This is a genomic window from Paenibacillus sp. KACC 21273 (genome assembly GCF_028736095.1).
Classification (GTDB): Bacteria; Bacillota; Bacilli; order Paenibacillales; family Paenibacillaceae; genus Saccharibacillus; species Saccharibacillus kyungheensis.
In genome coordinates this window covers 2,853,756-2,872,875 of sequence record NZ_CP117876.1, presented here as the reverse complement: position 1 = coordinate 2,872,875, position 19,120 = coordinate 2,853,756, and the positions used below count along the sequence as shown (strand labels likewise).

Annotated in this window: 11 protein-coding genes and 2 pseudogenes; all 13 read left to right on the top strand. The window is 37.2% G+C overall.

Annotated elements, in window-relative coordinates; genetic code table 11:
- Positions 1-2: 2 nt before the first annotated feature.
- A pseudogene (locus PQ460_RS23555) lies at positions 3-4,760 on the top strand (SDR family NAD(P)-dependent oxidoreductase); the annotation flags it as partial.
- Between the two features lie 213 nt (positions 4,761-4,973).
- A pseudogene (locus tag PQ460_RS23550) lies at positions 4,974-6,596 on the top strand (type I polyketide synthase); the annotation flags it as partial.
- Between the two features lie 99 nt (positions 6,597-6,695).
- Positions 6,696-7,982, top strand: coding sequence for a thioesterase domain-containing protein (locus PQ460_RS23545; protein ID WP_443147215.1), 1,287 nt, complete (start codon positions 6,696-6,698; stop codon positions 7,980-7,982).
- A gap of 139 nt (positions 7,983-8,121) precedes the next feature.
- Positions 8,122-8,637 carry an isoprenylcysteine carboxylmethyltransferase family protein gene (locus PQ460_RS12820; protein ID WP_273616150.1) on the top strand — a complete coding sequence of 172 codons (516 nt, stop codon included), beginning with the start codon at positions 8,122-8,124 and terminating at the stop codon, positions 8,635-8,637.
- A 47-nt stretch (positions 8,638-8,684) separates the two neighbouring features.
- On the top strand, positions 8,685-9,890 hold the full coding sequence (locus PQ460_RS12815; RefSeq protein WP_274170024.1) for a cytochrome P450: 1,206 nt from the start codon (positions 8,685-8,687) through the stop codon (positions 9,888-9,890).
- 140 nt (positions 9,891-10,030) lie between these two features.
- Positions 10,031-10,558 carry an antiterminator LoaP gene (gene loaP / locus PQ460_RS12810; RefSeq protein WP_274170023.1) on the top strand — a complete coding sequence of 176 codons (528 nt, stop codon included), beginning with the start codon at positions 10,031-10,033 and terminating at the stop codon, positions 10,556-10,558.
- A gap of 175 nt (positions 10,559-10,733) precedes the next feature.
- Positions 10,734-11,675, top strand: coding sequence for an alpha/beta hydrolase (locus PQ460_RS12805; protein WP_274170022.1), 942 nt, complete (start codon positions 10,734-10,736; stop codon positions 11,673-11,675).
- A gap of 841 nt (positions 11,676-12,516) precedes the next feature.
- Entirely contained in the window at positions 12,517-12,984 is a 468-nt protein-coding gene (locus PQ460_RS12800) for a DinB family protein (protein WP_274170021.1), read from the top strand.
- Positions 12,985-13,165: 181 nt separating this feature from the next.
- On the top strand, positions 13,166-13,723 hold the full coding sequence (locus PQ460_RS12795) for a hypothetical protein (protein ID WP_274170020.1): 558 nt from the start codon (positions 13,166-13,168) through the stop codon (positions 13,721-13,723).
- 2 nt (positions 13,724-13,725) lie between these two features.
- Positions 13,726-14,775 carry a BtrH N-terminal domain-containing protein gene (locus PQ460_RS12790; RefSeq protein WP_274170019.1) on the top strand — a complete coding sequence of 350 codons (1,050 nt, stop codon included), beginning with the start codon at positions 13,726-13,728 and terminating at the stop codon, positions 14,773-14,775.
- Between the two features lie 3 nt (positions 14,776-14,778).
- Complete coding sequence (locus PQ460_RS12785) at positions 14,779-15,525, top strand: LytR/AlgR family response regulator transcription factor (RefSeq protein ID WP_274170018.1); 747 nt, start codon at positions 14,779-14,781, stop codon at positions 15,523-15,525.
- A complete protein-coding gene (locus PQ460_RS12780) occupies positions 15,526-16,812 on the top strand; it encodes an ATP-binding protein (RefSeq protein WP_274170017.1) in 1,287 nt (428 codons plus the stop codon).
- A gap of 142 nt (positions 16,813-16,954) precedes the next feature.
- A complete protein-coding gene (locus PQ460_RS12775; protein WP_274170016.1) occupies positions 16,955-19,024 on the top strand; it encodes a serine hydrolase domain-containing protein in 2,070 nt (689 codons plus the stop codon).
- Positions 19,025-19,120 lie beyond the last annotated feature (96 nt).

Here is a 19,120-nt window from a genome sequence, read left to right as displayed (position 1 = left end):
GGATGGCTATAGCATCTCGTACCGAAACCTTTTTGCAGAAGCTAAAACATACTGATTATTTTGTACAAGATCATAGAGTGCATCAAATCTGTACACTTCCTGGCGTGGTGCTACTTGATATGATCTATCGTCTCAGTTCTCATGCATTAGGAACTCAAGCTATAGAATTGCATAATGTAATATTCAAGCAACCTATCGTCACGTCAGAACAGTTCGATATTGAAATTTGGGTATCTTTTACAAATCATGGTCACTATACAGATGTAGTCGTATCCAGTCGCAAAGTTTACCATGCTAACGATAATATAAAAGAGAACGATAAAGTGGTTAATATGGAGTGTTCTCTTTATCCTATAGCTACGGATCAGAGCACTAGAACACAGATATCTATGCCTTTTCTAGATAAACAGCTAGTCAGTCAATGGGATATGGATAAAGTATATGGGTTAGCGCGCGATTCGGAGATTCATCATTATGATTTTATGAAAAATTCCGGCACTGTATATCAACAAGATGATAATGAATGGATGCATTTGCATATTAGCCCTGTAGCTACTCCATATATGAATAAATTTTATGCCCATGTCGCTTTGTTAGATGGTTCCACCTTTGCTGGGACATCGTTCCGTTGGGATGCACAGGGTAACGAGAAGTCAATGGAAGGATTCAAACCGTATATTCCATTTATGATTGAGCGATTTACCATTTATGATTCTTTTCCCGAGCAAATTTATACTCATACGGTAAGAACCAAAGAAGACCTTGTTGCAGATGCAGACATTATTAAGCGCGATATTTCCATTTATGATCATGAAGGTGGTCTTCTTGCATCATTTCAAAATCTTACTGCCAAACGAATTCGAGAATCTCAATTAATTACAGGATTAGTGAACGAATCATCTGGTTCTGTTGCTACTATTCCATCCAAAGTGGAAAAGGCAACTACTCTAGATAGCCATACATCAGAATCTCCACTCAAACAAATAGAACAATTTTTACAGTTGCAATTAGCAGATATTTTGATGATTGACCCTAATCATATTGATCTTGAAACGGGTTTTTATGAATTAGGATTAGATTCGATTAAGTTACTGGAATTGGTTACTTTTTTAGAACAGTATCTCCAAATCGAATTATATCCAACGTTGTTATTTGAATATTCTACTGTGGCTACATTAGCCGCGTATTTGAATGATCACTGGCAGGATACTTTTCTGCAAACTCTTTCTCAGTCCCAATCGTTAGCAGACCGTTCAGTATTAACAGACACGATAGATCCAGTTGAAAGTACAGCAGTTATCTATGAACCTGTATGGGAAGAAACTTCGATCTCAGAATCGCTTCCAACGGTAAGCAATGCTATAGATCGAATCGTTATTTTGTATACTCCATCTCCAGAGTGGAAAAAAGTATTATCAGCTCATTCCCAAATAGAGCATATCGTTGCACTTCAACACAATAAGCAGCATACGATAGACTATCTACCTTCTCTGATCGAACAGGTATTTACATTCATGCAACAATATGTACAAACTAATCGACACACGCCGACTTTCGTTCAGGTGATTGCGGATAATGAGGATACTACGGGAACGATTTGGGGTTTAGAAGGATTGTTTAAAACAATTGCTCAAGAATATCCTTTGATTCAAAGTCAACTTATTTTGTTGGATGTGGCAGATGTAGCGGATGCAGACCATATTGTACAGCGATTAGATCAGGAATTTCAGCAAGCTTCTACAGCTCTATCAACCAGTATTCATTATCAAGGGCATAGATTAGAACGACATATCAAATCGTTAAAAGAAGTTACGTTGTTACATGCTGACTCTAATGTTACTACTCAGCATTCGTTCCGAAATGGCGGTGTCTACCTGATTATCGGTGGGATGGGCGGTCTGGGATATGAGTTAGCCAAGCATATTGCAGATCATACGGATACAGTGCTTGTTCTAACAGGCAGATCTCCTTTAAGCCATTCAGTATCTGTACAGTTAGAATCACTGCGCGCTAAGGGATCTGAAGCGATATATATCCAGACAGATATCACCAAACATGACGAAGTCGAAAAAATGGTACATCTGATTCTGGCGGAATACGCTACTATTAATGGCGTATTCCACTGTGCAGGTGTGATTCAAGATAAGTTATTGATTCAGAAATCAATTACCGAACTTCATCAGACGCTACAACCTAAAATTCAAGGATTTACTTATTTAGATCAAGTGCTATCTCAACAAGCTCTTGATTTTTTTGTTGTTTTCTCTTCTCTGTCTGCTGTAGTAGGCAATATCGGGCAATCTGATTATGCAGTAGCGAATGGATATATAGATCAACTGGTGTTAGAACGTGCAATCAAAGTAAAACAAGGACAACGCTCTGGAAGCACGTATACAATCAACTGGCAATTATGGGAGCAAGGTGGTATGCAAGTCAGTGATACTCATCGCCAACTTATGTATAAGTCTGGAGGCATGGTTCCTTTACCAACAGATGTAGGGATGAATACGCTTGATCTGATTATGAAGTCGGATTCACCTCAATGGACTGTATTATATGGTGAATCTGAGCAAATTCGTTATCATATGCGGGAAAATCTAGCTCAGTCTCCTGTAATCTCGCAAAAGCAAGAACTACCTACAAAAGAGAGTCAGACAGACAACCTAACAGACATCGCTATTATTGGTGTAGCCGGGCGCTATCCAGATGCCAATACGATCGACCAATTATATGAAAATTTAAAAGCAGGAAAAGATTCAATTGCGTCGATTCCAGAACATCGCTGGGCTTCTAATCATAATGCATATGCTGTAGAAGATTATTATCGTTACGGTAGTTTTGTAGATCGAATTGATGATTTTGATCCTTTATTTTTTAATATTTCTCCTTATCAAGCCGAACGAATGGACCCACAAGCACGATTGTTTTTACAGACGGTATGGGAAGCATGTGAAGATGCAGGATTTGCTGTACATCGGAATCAACATGATTATTCAGCTTCCAGTAGTCGAAGTGTAGGCGTATTTGCAGGGGTATTCTGGAATCATTATGAGTTGTATAGTGCAGAGATGTCACAGCAAGGACAACCTTCTGCTTTTGGAACCAATGCAGCTTCTATAGCGAATATGGTATCGTATCATTTAAATTTTCATGGACCTTCAATGGCTCTGGACAGTATGTGTTCATCATCGCTTACTGCTGTTCATCTTGCATGTGAAAGTATCAAACGTGGCGAATGTCATTATGCTGTAGCCGGTGGAGTGAATTTGGTAACTCATCCTCATAAGTATGTATTTTTGAAAGAAGCACAATTTTTATCTTCAGAAGGAAAGTGTAGAAGTTTTGGAAAAGATGGCGATGGATATGTTCCCGGAGAAGGCGTAGGTGCAGTGCTGATGACTTCTGTAGCTGAAGCTCAAAAGCAAGGTTATCCTATTTATGCTGTTATCAAAGGTTCAGCTCTTAATCATTCAGGAAGAACATCCGGTGCTACGGTTCCTGATCCAGTTGCACAATCAGAAGTGATATTAAATGCACTGGCAAGCGCTCATATCGATCCGTCTACATTAAGCTACATCGAGACTCATGGTACAGGAACTTCTTTAGGAGATCCGATAGAATTACAAGCGTTAGAACGTGCTTTTCGTCAAGCAGGTAGTACTGAGCAACAATTTTGCGCTATTGGTTCGCTCAAGTCCAATATAGGGCATTTAGAAGCTGCCGCAGGGATCGCAGGATTGACCAAATTATTATTGCAATTGAAACACAAAGAAATTTTTCCTTCTCTTCATGCCGAACCGTTGAATCCACTTATTCCTTTTGGATCAACGTCTTTTTATGTACAACATCAAGGAAAAGTGTGGGAGAGACCTATAATCACGAACGGTGGCGTCGCAAATGAAATTCCATTACGTGCAGGGATCAGTTCATTTGGAGCTAACGGAAGTAATGCTCATCTTATCGTAGAAGAGTATGTTCCTGTACCTGCACTCATGAAGCAGCCAAACAGTATAAATGATCAACAACCAGCCATTATTATTCCTTTATCTGCTCAGACTGAAGAACGACTGCAAGTCTATGCGCAAAAGTTACTAGATTTTGTACACACTGCGGACGAATCGTTAGACTTGCGCAACTTGGCATATACATTTCAATTAGGACGTACTGAAATGAAAGCACGTGTTGCATTTAACGTTGTAGATATAGCTGATCTCAAGCAACAATTACATGCTTTTAGACAACAAACAAATATCGATCATCCTCAGCAGACATTGATTCTACCTGCTGAGCAAGCAGATCGTGTTCTATTTATATCACAACTCGTAGCCCAAGAGGAATGGAATACACTAGCTACTGCATGGACACAAGGAGCAAAAATCGATTGGACGGTATTATATCAAGATCAACGTGGTCAATTTATTCATGCGCCTACGTATCCATTTAGAACAAATCGATATTGGGTTCCAGACATTGAGCCTTCTAGCTTAGCGACCGAGCAACAAATATCTGCTGAACCACAAGTACCTTTGGAAGAAGTGGCTATATCTTCTTTACATGACCAACCTATTGAAGAGCATAGTTCAACAGATTCTGTATCAATAGTTGAAGAACATGTGAGTACATGGATAAAGACTACGGCTGCCAAAATACTCAAAGTTCAATTGATAGATATAGAGAATGATGTGGAGTTGAGTGAGTATGGATTTGATTCGATTTTATTTACACAATTAGCTGATCAATTCAATCATCAGTTACAGACCGATCTAACACCAGCTCACTTTTTCGAACAAACCACGATTCAACAAATTACAGCATTTTTGATAGATCAGTATAGTACAGAAATAAAGCATTTCTTTAAGGATAGGGTAGAACAGCGTCATCGTTCAGTGAAGTCCAATAGCTCTAACTTATCAACATCGCCCAACCCAAAAGTATCGTCCAAACCAAAAGTAAATTCATACCAACAACCAGTCAGGTCTGTTCCAGCTTCTTCATCTGTAGATCATCAAGAACCTATTGCCATTATCGGCATGAGTGCGAGGTTCCCGCAAGCAGAAGATATAGATCAATTTTGGGACAATCTTGTATCTGGGAAAGACTGTATTAGTGAGATTCCTTCTAATCGCTGGGACTGGAAAAAGCACTTTGGTGATCCTAATCAAAATAACTACAAAACCAATATCAAATGGGGAGGATTTATCGAAGGGATTGATGAATTTGATCCTTTATTTTTTGGTATTTCTCCTCGTGAAGCCGTGCATATGGATCCACAGCAACGGCTATTGATGATGTATGTCTGGAAATCAATTGAAGATGCTGGATATGCCGCTTCAAGCTTAGCAGGTACACAGTTAGGTATATTTGTGGGAACAGGTAGCAGTGGCTATAACGTGATGATGGCACAAGCTAATGAAAATGTAGAAGCGTACTCGATTACAGCCAATGTACCTTCAGTGGGGCCAAATCGGATGAGTCATTTTTTAAATGTACATGGACCGAGCCAACCGATTGAGACAGCGTGTTCCAGTTCATTAGTCGCTATTCACCGAGCGGTCAATGCTATCCGTAGCGGTGATTGCGATACAGCTGTAACAGGGGGCGTCAATACCATCTTGTCACTCGATGCACATATTAGTCTGAATAAAGCAGGGATGCTTAGTTCAGATGGACGTTGCAAAACATTTTCTGCACAAGCAGATGGGTATGCACGCGGAGAAGGTGTAGGCATGATCTTTTTGAAAAAGTTAACAGATGCCGAAGCAGATGGAGATCATATTTATGGCGTTATTCGAGGTAGTTATGAGAATCATGGAGGCAAAGCCGGTTCTCTGACAGCACCTAATCCCAAAGCACAGACCGCTTTGTTAAAAACAGCATTTGCGAGATCCGGTATTTCACCAGACACGATTAGTTTTATTGAAACGCATGGCACAGGAACACCTCTAGGCGATCCGATAGAAATCAACACGTTAAAGTCAGCTTTTCAGACTTCAGGTGAAGAATCTACAGGGCTTGATCCTTCTATCGGTTATTGTGGCATCGGTTCGGTCAAAACCAATATTGGACATTTGGAAATGGCAGCAGGGATCGCTGGAGTCATCAAAGTGTTATTACAAATGAAGCATCAAAAGCTAGTCAAAAGTCTTCATGCCGAAACTGTGAATCCGTATATCCATTTGGAAAACAGTCCTTTTTATATTGTGAATGCAACTCAAGATTGGCAACGGATTAGAGATGAGAATGGACAGGAGATACCACGCCGAGCAGGCATAAGTTCTTTTGGTTTTGGAGGTTCAAATGCTCATGTAGTACTTGAAGAATACACTCCTGAGATGTCTCCACATCATAATCAAAATGAACCTTCACATCATCCTGTAGTGTTCTTATTATCTGCTGTGACCAAAGAACGCTTGCAAGCACAGGTTCAGCAGTGGATACAAGTCCTTCAACACAATGACTATACAGACGATCAGCTATCTGATATTGCTTATACACTTCAAGTGGGAAGAGAAGCATTTGAGATACGATTCGGATGTGTAGTGAGTTCAATCAATGAATTAAAAGAAAAGCTTCAGTCTTATGTAGCATCTGAACATCCAGTAGAAAATGTATACGAGGGCGATGCTTCAGCGCACAAATCATTTATTTCTTTGTTCAAAGCAGATGAAGAATTGTCTGAAGCTGTGTATAAATGGATGGAACGCTCCAAGTATCATAAACTGCTTGACGTGTGGACGAAGGGGCTTGATGTAAATTGGAGCGCCTGGTATGCAGAATCTCAACCACGACGACTAAGCTTACCTACGTATCCATTTTCCAAAGAGAAATATTGGGTGAAGGTATCATCGTCTCGTGTAAGAGAAGTTGAGTTACAGGACACGCACACCGATACATTACAAAATCAAAAAGAAGCAGAAGAACATCTGACTATAGAGTCAGCACCACCAAAAGCTGAAGTGAATTCTGCTCTCTCTATGCAAAAGCAAATTACTACTATTTTGGCTGACTTGCTAGGAATAAAAGATACATCTATACAAGCAGATGTACCTTTAGATCGTTATGGTATGAACTCTATTCTTATTTTACAAATGTTACAACGATTACAGAGTCAGATTGATCCATCGATTCAGTTAGAAGATATTATGGAGTGCGATACGATCGAAGAGTTAATAGCTGCTCTGCCTACTGATCATAGCCATATGAACACTCATTCGGATTCTATTGCCTATTCTGAGTTAATTCATTTAAATGCAGTGACTGTAGGACAGCCTATTTTTTGGATTCATGGCGGTACAGGTGGTGTTGAAGCTTATATAGAGTTAGCCAATCAACTGACCCGACCATTTTATGGTATTCAGGCTAAAGGCTATTCTAATGATGAGCCACCTCTGCAAAGTATGTATGCTATGGCTGCTTATTACACACGTATTATTCGGGATATTCAACCTGAAGGGCCATACGATATAGGAGGATATTCATTAGGAGGAGTATTAACGTATGAGATTGCTCGGATATTGCAGACGATGGAGCAAGAAGTATCTTCAATCATTATGATTGATTCTTTCTATCCTGATAATTCACATGTTCAATGGACAGCGGATCATCCGGATCTATGGCAAATGCTTTATTCGAAGGGATCGACTGCTTCCAAAGAAAAATTTATAGAGACTTGTTATCGCTTAGAACAAGCTTATGAATTAGATCAGTATAAGCCATTACCTTTACTGAATCCGCAATCTATTCGTAGTTATTATTTCCGTAATCAGAACGGTATTTTGGTAGACGATAATAGCATAAATCCTACAGATTACTGGCAGACATGGAAAACAATATTACCAGATCTTCAGATGGTAGATATTGATGCAACTAATCATTTTGTGATGTTATCTGAACCAACATCGCTTCAACAGATTACAACAGCTATTCAATCTATTTATACACCGAATGATATTCCTAATGCAGTATCTTCTACAACCTTATAAACGATTCTATAGCCTACGGTACCCTGTAAAGGAGGTGATGCAGAGAACCGGGGTATTTGTTGATTTTTCTTTTAAATGTATTGATTGTATTTGCTTCATGGAAAGTAACCCCATACGAAAATAAGAGGAGATGTTTGTAATGATGATCGGTATTATTTTAATTTTGCTATGTATGATTCGTGTTCCGTCTGCAATGATATCTGCACGTAATGAGAAACAAATTAAAGCCAATGGCGGAGTAGAGTACGGCATGAATAACAGCAAACTACTGATTGCTGTACAAGGATTAATCTATTTAGGATGTATCGTCTATGCTTTTGTATATGATGTTCAGTTTAGCTGGCTTACGATTGTTGGACTGCTTGTGTATTTATTCTCTTTGGTTACACTGATGTATGTTATTCGTACACTTAGCCCTTTTTGGACATTTAAGTTGTACATTGCTAAAGATCACAAACTTGTTGAAAGTCCATTATTCAAACATGTACGTCATCCTAATTACTATATGAATATTATTCCAGAACTGATTGGTTTTGCTCTGATTTCTCAAGCATGGGTAGTGTTTATTCCTTTATTTATTTTGCATCTTATTACATTGATTAACCGAATTTCATTAGAAGAGAAAGTGATGAAACAGACGTTCCAACAGTATTAAGACATAGTGAGTATGTATAAAATAAAAGAATTTTAGGAGGAATTGCAATGGAGAACAAAACAAGAGAGTATTTTCCTGACTTAACTCAAGTGTCTGGTTTTACAACTAATGAAGAGAAATACGAACCTTTTGCATGGTATCAACAAATGCGAAAAAATGAACCGGTATATTATGATGAAGGACAAGATGTATGGAATGTATTTAAGTATGACGATGTAAAAAGGGTCGCTGAAGACAAAGATTATTTCTCAAATGCTGTTTTACTGCCAGATATTATCAAAGATTCATTAATGGGACTCGATCAACCCAAGCATACACTTAACCGGGCATTAATTAATCGAGCGTTTACACCAAAAGCTGTAATGTCCTGGATTCCCAAAATCGATCAAATTATCGCTGAATTGATGAATGCTATTGATGGTAAACAGCATATCGATATCGTGCAAGATTTTGCTTTCCCTCTGCCGATGATTATTATTTCAGAATTGCTTGGTATTCCTACAGAAGATCTTGAGAAGTTCAGAGCATGGGTGAGTACACTTACTGTAGCTCCGCAAGATAATACGATTGAAGAATATATGCGTATTGGACAGATTCAAGCAGAAGCCAGTAAGCAATTAATCGTTTATTTCCAGCATATTATAGAGGTCAAGCGTGCTCAACCAGAACAAGATATTATTTCGGATCTTATTCAAGCAGAAGAAAATGGATACAGGCTATCTCCTGAAGAATTGATGGGTAGTTGTGTCTTTTTGCTGATTGCAGGTAATGAAACTACAACCAGTCTGATCACTAACTCGATTTATTCTCTCAATCAAAACAATTTGTTCGGGACATTGCATACACAACCAGAACTTATTCCAACCACAGTGGAAGAAGTATTGCGATATCGTGCGCCGGTTCAACGTACAATTCGTAAAGTATCACAAGATACAGTGATCGGTGGGAAATCACTAAAAGCCGGTGATTATATCGCAAATTGGATCGGATCAGCGAACCGGGATGAAGATCATTTTGAACAAGCAGAATTATTTATTGCTAATCGACGCAATAATAAACATCTTTCATTCGGTAAAGGCATCCATGTTTGTTTGGGATCTCAATTAGCTCGCATTGAGTTAAAAGCAGCGTTGACTGCTCTGATACAAAAGTATCCCAACATGAAAGTAAGTCCTAATTATCAAGTTGATGTTGCCTATAGCAATATTTATAGTCTAAAAAACTTACCTGTGGAACTTGGACAAAGTACATAGGTTCTTTTTTTTGCATAAAAAATTACTACTAACCAATTGAAATGAAATCCTTTCTTATTTTTATTTACTTTTGTATAATAAAAATGGTTTAATATGTAATTAATGTTCTGATTTAAAATTCATTTTATTGAGGAGGCATTATGAGTTGGTATACATTTTTCGTCCAAACCGGTAAAGAAGACTATATTAAAAAGCACATAGACCGACATTATGACGACAAGCAACTCAAATGCATGATACCCAAAAGGATAATACCTGAGAAACGTCAAGGTATTGTCAAAGATGAAGTGAAAGTATTATTTCCTGGTTATATTTTTGTAAAAACGAATATGATTCAAGATGTGTATCATTCGATCAAAACAACGCCTCATGTGTACTATTTAGTAGGTAGTTCTTCTTGTACTACAGCGAATACGAAAGAGTACTTTACCAAAATTCCTGAAAATCAAATGAATTGGTTACTTCAACTGTTTGGACAAAATCATATTATTGGTTATTCTGATATTATGGTATTGGATGAAAATGTTCAGGTGATCTCAGGCCCTCTTATGGGAAAAGAAGCGATTATACGTAAAATTGATAAACGTAAAGGTAGAGCCAAAATTGAAGTGCAATTACTCAATGATATTCGACTTATTGATGTTGGAATCGAAATATTGTCTCCATGATCGTAAGATATCGAAAATGTTTTTGGATGTGAGCCAGATCACTTTACAAGGTGGTCTGGCTTTTTTTACATAGATTGCAGTATCGAGGATAAAGGTTTCATTATCGCTGTAGTTGGGGAATCAATCTTTGAGCATAGGTCAACTATAAAGAGCGAAAGAAAGGATGTAATTCATTATGCCTGTCGATCCGCAAATTCAACAATTATTGAATATGATTAATCAATTTCAGATGCCTCCCTTTGAGACTATTTCTCCATCAGACTATCGTGATATGGAAAAGATGATGACGTTACCGTTTGCGACAAATAAAACAGAACTTTTTGAAATAAAAGATCAAACGATTCCTTTAAAAGATCGAGATATTGCTATTCGGATCTATCGACCAACCGCAGAGGAAGGTCCGCGTCCGGCGCTTGTCTTTTATCATGGTGGTGGATGGGTTGTAGGAAGTCTGGATTCTCATGATGAGATGTGTCGCCAGATTGCTCACGAATCCAGTTGTACTGTGATTTCTGTCGATTACCGCTTAGCACCTGAATACAAATTTCCGACCGCTGTATGGGATGCTTATGATGCATTAGTGTATCTGACAGAACATGCAGCAGAATTTCAGATAGATCCGATGCAGATTGCAGTAGGCGGAGATAGTGCAGGAGGTAATCTAGCTACTATCGCTTGTATTATTGCGAAGCAAAGAGGCGGAGTACCTGCTATTCAATATCAACTGTTATATTATCCTTCTGTTGGGAATGAGAAAGAAACAGATTCGTATCGTGATAATCAAAAAGGGTATTTGTTAACAGCCGATATGATGGAGTGGTTCCGCAAACATTACTTTAATACAGAAGAAGAAAGTCAGCATGTATATGCGGCACCGATATTATATGAAGACTTGAGCGATTTGCCACCAGCGATGATTATTACTGCTGAATACGATCCGTTGCGAGACGGTGGAGCAGCCTATGCCAAAAAGTTGCAAGAACAAGGCGTAGCTGTAGAATATATGTGTTACGAAGGTATGATTCATGGATTTATGAGTATGCCTCAAATTGATAAAGCCAAAGCAGGCGTACTACAAGGTGCAGAAGCATTAAAACGCATTTTTAATCTAAGCTGAGTAGAAGCAAATAAAGATACAACAGTAGCTATTCCGAAATAAACAGCTATACAACACATAAAACCCCGCATCCTTGAATATCAAGAGTGTGGGGTTTTACGTGTTATTTTGAATATACAATTAACTTTTTCCTCCTGAAACAATCCTCCTGCGTGACATGGCACATACTTTCATATTTTCCATGTTGCCGATTATTAGGTCTTCACCATTTCAATAATCGTTTGTACTAATTGTTATACTTATTTGATAATTACTGTAATACTTTGTTCGCCTTACCTCCAAACTTTACGTAAAGGAGATAGCGATATCCGTTCCTCCAATCTTCAAGTTTTGGAGAACTTCATTAAATCGATCCGGCTTCCATCCATACTCATGTCGCTAATGATTTCCCGTATACCCACGATCTCACGAAAAACGTTTTCACTGACGCTTTTCTTGCGTGTTATCGATTCTAGTATACTTCGCTAACATTTTCCAACGGAATCCTGCTCCCTTCCTGTAGATCTTAACTACTAATACGGAAATGAGACTATCACCTGATTGATGCTTGTTTGTTGCTTATGTGGTTCAGCACCTCTTGGTGATGTCTATATAATAAACCTATCTTTTCAAAAGTTAAAGGGGAGTAAAGTTTGTTTTCGGACTGTAAAATGGAGTCTGGATCACTGAGGTCACACATGCTTGATTTCGCTTACATTTACTGTTTATTTGTAGCTTTTTTGTTGATTTTATATATAGAAAAGTTGAATTTAAAATGAAATAAAGTTAGACTTGTAAAGGTTCATTTTATTTCAGATTGCATCGAACTAAGACTACATTAGATTTTATTAGGAGGATCAACATGTCAGACTTATTTATATTTGGATTATTTGAAAGAACACGTAAAAGTATTCTTGGCTATACGGCGGAGTTGACTCCAGAACAACGTTCCCTTGTTCCAACCGGATTTAATAATAATATTCACTGGCAACTGGGACATGTTATTGTTATCGCAGATGCAATTGTACTTGGGTTCGCTGGTCACGCGTCTCAAATACCTGCGGAGTACAGAACCTTTTTTGGACCAGGAACCAAGCCTGCGGACTGGACAACTGAAGCACCCGCATGGGAAGAGTTACTTGATGTATTTGCAAAACAAACACAATCGTTACGTGAAACGTTTGCAGGTCAGACAAATGAACCTGTTGCGAATAAAGAAAACTTTGCCAAAGCAGAAACAGTTGGCAATCTATTGGAATTGAACACTATGCATGAAAGTTCACATTCTGGTATGATCAACGCGATGTCTCGCCTTGTTAAACAATCTTAATTAAACCTATATACCAAGTAAAAAAGGAGTATAGCTATGTTGCTGTACTCCTTTTTTTGCTGTGCTAGATTGAACTAGATGATGAGATAACGATAAGATTGACTATCGCTATAAAATAACGTAATATTCGAATTAATTGGAATATAATTACATAAAATAAAATATTATAGAGGTGATTTGATTGACAAAGTATTATCCATTACCTTTAGCTAATTATTACAATAACAACGGATTTAGTTATGAATTAGAACAACGAATCGGCAATTTTACGACATTCGGTTCGTCCTATCCTGGAGATGAAATACCTAACCAAACAGATGTAATTATCGAAGAGATTCCATTTTTATTTCCTGATGCTCAATCAACTTTTAATAATATCGAATTGGAAAATCAACAATTGGATATTCCAGCCGACTATTATACAGCTATGTTTATTTTAGGTGCGGCGGATAATGGATCTTATGAAGAAGATATTGAATACTATTTGAATGATACGTTGGTAGAGCAGACATCTCTCGCTTTGACTAATTGGACAGATCATATGCCTAAATATCAAGAACAAGTAGTGTATCGCTGTAGTGGCATTTACACCCAAAAGGGAGCACTCTTAACAAGCAAACAGACAACGATCTGGTTGCAAACGTTATCATTTGAACATCCTCTTCATATGAACAGGATCGTATTGCCGGATAATCCTTGTATGCATATATTCTCGATAACATTACAAAAAGGAGAATAAACATGAATATGCAGCCACGACCTGAACCTAAAGACGGTGAAGATTGTTTTACCTTATGTGTGAGCAGTATTCTAGCCTATCAAAATGTACCCGAGTTTTGTAGTGTCTGGAAACAATGTGGGATCGTTTACACGGAACCCAAAGAAGGAGGGCAAGGTCGATTATCTCCAATCTATATGGCTACCGAAAATGATTTACAATGGATCCATGGAATTAAGCTTCAGATTTATCGTAAAAATGATAAAACAGCAGTCGTACAACATATCAAGCAACTACTTATTCAAGGAGAGCCTGTTATTGTCTGGCTGGATGTTTTTGATATGAAATACAATTCGTTGTATCAACTACATCACTTTGCTCATTGTTTGTTATTGGTAGGGTATGCAGATGAACGATTTGAATTTATTGATGAATTTTATCATCTCAAAGATACGATTGATGAAAAGACATTAATCAATGCGCTTGATCTTAGACAGACAGAAATGATTGAAGAAGGAACTCATTATGTCTATAATGTGGTGGATAGTACTCAAGCAACTATAGAAGTAACCGAAAAAGATATTCACGATGTAATCCAAATGAATCTGAACGTTATGCAAAGTAAGTATTTGCATATGATTACAACAGATCACGGACAACCTGTAAGCAATGCTTATACTGGATTACAAGCACTGGATCGGTATATTGATCATATTCATAACTGTTTATCAGATATCACTGTGCTGACAGATGAATATGTAGAGCAGATGTATCAAGATCTATCTCGAATGAGCAATAATCGATATTTATTCACTTATTTTCTAGAGCAAGGTATATCTTATGATCTATCGTTAAAACGGTTGATCGAAAAGTATCAATATGTAGCACAACGCTGGAAATTAGTCTCTAACATGGCACTAAAAAGCCAGTATGTAGAAGGCGAAAAGCGGCAACAAATGGTAGAGCGAATCTGGAGCAAATTACAAAGTATTCTTCAGCTAGAGCAAGAACTTGTCGAATACAATCAATTGATGATAGAAAAAAAGGATCAAAAGATAGAAATGGAGTATTGATGAATGACGTATAGAGTGGCGATCTGCGATGATGATCAGCAGCAAAGAAAACTTGTCCAACATATGTTGATAACATTATCTATGAAAACCAGTATCGATTTTGAGATCGACTATTTTGAATCTGGTGAATCATTAGTTTCTTATTATGAGAATAACCAACAACCTTTTCATATTTTGATTTTGGATATAGAAATGGGCGGTATTAACGGAATCCAGACAGCTCAGAAGATTAGAGACCTCAAACATCTGGATGAACAAATTGTGTTTCTTACCAGCTATCCAGATTATATGATCGAAAGCTTTGATGTAGTAACTTTTCAGTATTTACTCAAGCCGATTGCTGTGTCTACGTTTGAAGAAAAGATCCTCAAAGTTTGTCAGTATTTTCAGTCGTTAGATAAACGAATTTTGATTATCAAATCGGATTATGAAGAAGTTGTATTGAAATACGACGATATTATTTCGATTGAAGCTGTCAAAAGTTTAACGATGAAAAACAAACTGCATGTTGTCACTCTTCAGCAGACTCACACAACTAAAGGCATTATTTCTAACTATGCTACTGCATTAAAACAATATCATTTTTTACAAATTCATCGATCGATTATTATCAACTTGCTTCATGTTAAAAAGTTTGCAGGAGGCATGGTTCTAATGTCTAATGGAGTAGAGTTACCGATTGGACGTTCCAAAGTAAAAGAAGTTAAAGACGTGTATACCAAATTTATGATTACAGGTATGTATGAATAGATGGAAACTCAACTATTATTGCTGAATGCTTGTATTGTACTGGTGATGGGATTTCAAATTAATTTTTATTTCAATGCTGTTTTTGGCAAAGGACACCGCGGTTCTAATCATTGGGTGTATTTGATCTTATTTGGTGTGCTTGATTTCTTTTATTTAAATTCATATACATCTTCTGTATTTTCTTCAGTGTTAGCTTTGATCGTTATTTTTGTATTATCGATTCCTTACCAGACTGAACTAAAGAAGAAGATTGTTTTTTCGATTTTGTACGCAGTTTTGCTCACATTAGTTAATTTTATTTCACTGTACATTTTGTATCCATTTAATGCTACAGATCTAGGAACTTCTAATCCTGTGGCTATAGAAGAGTATGTTATTTTATCCAAAAGCATACTGCTAAGTTGCTTAATCATGTTTGTGATTATTCTGATTATTCGATTTATTGTGAAGCGTAGAAGTTTTCCTTTGCATTATCGATATTATCTACTTTTCCTTACGATCCCGGCGATTAGTATTTATCAGGTCAATGTTCTATCAATGTATAGTGAAAGGAATGTATATTACTTTATCTCGATTTTTAGTTTTCTTTTTTTGAATGTGTTTATTATTTATATATTAGATAATATGATCGAGAAATTTCAATTGATGCACGAAAATATACAATTGCAAGATCAGATGGATTATCAAGATGCGAATTATGAGAAAACTGTTCATAGCTTTAAGCAGATTAAGCGAATTATTCATGATACCCATCAACAATTTTTGTATATCGAACAATGTATCGAAAAAAATGAGTTATATGAAGCTAAAAAACATATCCATACGACGCTAAATAAGGTTGAAGATGCTTATCAGCGAGTGAATACAGGCAATCTGGTTGTAGATGCGTTAGTGACCAATGCGCTTAATATCGGTCAAGCCAATGGCATTCAGATCGATACACAACTGCAACTGTATTCTCAACATATCCAGATTGAACGGTATGATCTCTGTGTAGTGCTAGGCAATATGTTAGACAATGCTCTTGAAGCTTCCAAAAAGATCAATATCGCTGAAGATCGTTATATATTGATCAAGATCCAATCGACGGATTCTCACCTTTCTATTCATATTTTGAATCATATGGTACAAGGTGCAGGGCAGGTGCAAAGCCAAAAATCCAATCCAGAGTTTCATGGAATCGGGCTGACGAATATTGATCGAATCTGTAACAAATACGGTGGGAATATGACAATCGAACGAAAACACCAAGTTTTTAATAATATGGTTATTCTTCCTTTTCAATAAAAAAAGTACACAACCAACAATCTCTCATGTCGTTGAGGGATTGTTTTTTTCGTTTCAGCCCTTTTTGAAGAGGATTCGACTATTTCCATGTAAGATGCAGATAGTGATTATATTTGAACACGTTCAAGGGAGGAATTATATAATGAAAAAGATAGGAAGCTTACTATTAGCTGCTGTATTAACCGTTGTACCGATGACTTCATCTTTTGCACAGGAAAGTCATTCCAATCTATCTCCAGAAGAAAAAGCGAAGCAATGGGCAACGACAGTCGTTACAGATTACGGAGCAAGTGCTGTCCAATATGCTATCGTTGATCATGGCAAAGTGATTTTATCCGGTCATGCAGGTATCAAGAACCAAGCGACCAAAGAACAAATCACACCGGATACGATGTTTGGAATAGGTTCTGTCAGTAAAATGTATGTTTCTTCAGCAGTGATGATGCTGGTGGATGCAGGTAAAATAGATATTGATCAACCGTTAACTACGTATATTCCTGATTTTAAAATGGCAGACGAGCGTTATACTAAAATCACACCTCGTACTTTGCTAAATCATTCTTCAGGATTATACGGATCTCATTATCATAACAGTATTTTATTTGACGATAATGATACTCAGAACTATGATAACTTGCTAAAAGAATTACAAACCGAACATCTCAAAGCCGATCCAGGCGCATTTTCTGTCTATAGTAACGATAGTTTTCAGTTACTTGAGGTGTTAGTAGAACGAGTTAGCGGAATGAGCTATTCTGAATTTGTCAAAACACGTATTAGTGATCCGATGAAATTCAAATCTACGCATACACCGTTAGACCAGTTCGATCGTAAACAACTATCCAAAACGTACTTTCCAGGAATCGAAAGTGCATTGCCTGTAGAAAATGCGAATATACTCGGTACAGGCGGTATCTATTCTACAGCAGAAGAATTAGCGACATTTGGTGATGTGTTGATGGGCAATAAGCCAGAACTCTTATCCGAGAAATCTGCTCAAGCGATGCAAAAAGACGAATATCGCAATGGAATCTGGGTGCCTGAAGAAAGAAATACAACCAATTATGGCTTGGGTTGGGATGCTGTCAATTTAGCGCCTTTTAGCGACTATGGTATCAAAGCATTATCTAAAGGTGGAGATACTATAATGTATCATGCCGATCTGATTTCTTTGCCCGGCTATGATATGTCTGCCGCAGTTGTGTCCGCAGGAGGATCTTCTTTATATAATACGCAGTTAGCAACGCAATTATTGTTAGAAGAATTGAAAGATCAAGGCAAAATTAAAAAGATATTACCTGATCAAACATTCAAACCTGCTGTGCAAGTAAATATGCCAGCTGAAATGAAACAATATGCTGGATTGTATGGCACATTAGACAAAACAATTCAATTGGAACTCAAAAATGGAACAATGGAATTACCTGATATATTAGGTGGAATTATACCTGCTCAGACGTATGTGTATACAGGTAAACAACAATTTACCAGTAAAGATGGAAGTACTATTATAAGCTTTGACAAACAGACCAATGGAAAAACGTATATTAAAGTCAATACAACGGTAAGTTTCCCTGGATTGGGACAAGCCGCAATGGTCTTTTATGAATACCAAAAATTAAGTAAAAATAAAGTATCAACTGCGGTACAACAAGCATGGAAAGCACGGGATGGTAAACGTTATTATGCGGTAGATGAAAAGATTAATTCTGCCTTTTATATAGCGCCATCGATTTTGACCAAAACGCTAGCTGTAGATGCAAGCAATGGCTATGTTAATGGAGACAAAATTATCGATCAGAATCATGCCGTCAATGTAGCTCAAATTCCTGTTATGACAGGCAGAGACACATTTGATTTTGAATTTGTAAAACAAAATAAGGTCGAATATCTAAAAACAAGCAAACAACTATATATCCCAGAAGATGCGATCTCACCTTTATCCAAAGACAAATCGTCTACAATCACGATCGCTTCTAATGGACATGTCAAATGGTTCAAAATTAATAAAAATACAGCAGGCAAAACAATAAACGTAGATTATCCAAACAATGCAAGCTTTGTTGTCTATGATGCCAAAGGCAACGTTGTAGAATCTTCTATTATCACTTCTAAAAAATCTGCTGTTCTGCCTGAAAACGGATTGATTGTGTTTGGCGGACAAGCAGGAAATGTTTTTAAAGTGACATTAGGTCAAGGTACAACGAAATAAAAGATTTTCGATCATATTCATAAATAAAGAAGTACGTATAAACATTAATAATGTTTGTACGTACTTCTTTTGTATTATACTATTTGAGTAAATACA